The organism is Brevibacterium sp. SIMBA_078 (assembly GCF_046534565.1).
Taxonomy (GTDB): domain Bacteria; phylum Actinomycetota; class Actinomycetes; order Actinomycetales; family Brevibacteriaceae; genus Brevibacterium.
In genome coordinates this window covers 1-260 of record NZ_JAWRYQ010000328.1, presented here as the reverse complement: position 1 = coordinate 260, position 260 = coordinate 1, and the positions used below count along the sequence as shown (strand labels likewise).

Genomic DNA, 260 nt, shown 5'->3' with positions numbered 1-260 from the left:
GTGCCGAACTCGTAAGACGTTTAAAAGACCATGGTTGTGACGTTAAAGTTGTAATGACTGAATCAGCAAAGCATTTTATTACCCCGCTAACGATGCAAGCCGTCAGTGGTGAAATGGTGTCTGACTCATTACTCGACCCATCAGCAGAAGCTGCAATGGGACTCGGATACCGCGTACCTCAATTACTTCCATATCTTTACTTTTTAATGCTTTATCTGCTGCTTCATCAGCATATGCATGATTAATCACAGATAAAATAG

General features: G+C 41.5%; 1 protein-coding gene. It reads left to right on the top strand.

Annotated elements, in window-relative coordinates; translation table 11 throughout:
- Positions 1-245 (top strand): flavoprotein (locus SB749_RS19900; RefSeq protein WP_410711827.1); only part of this gene is annotated, 245 nt, incomplete at its 5' end.
- Positions 246-260 lie beyond the last annotated feature (15 nt).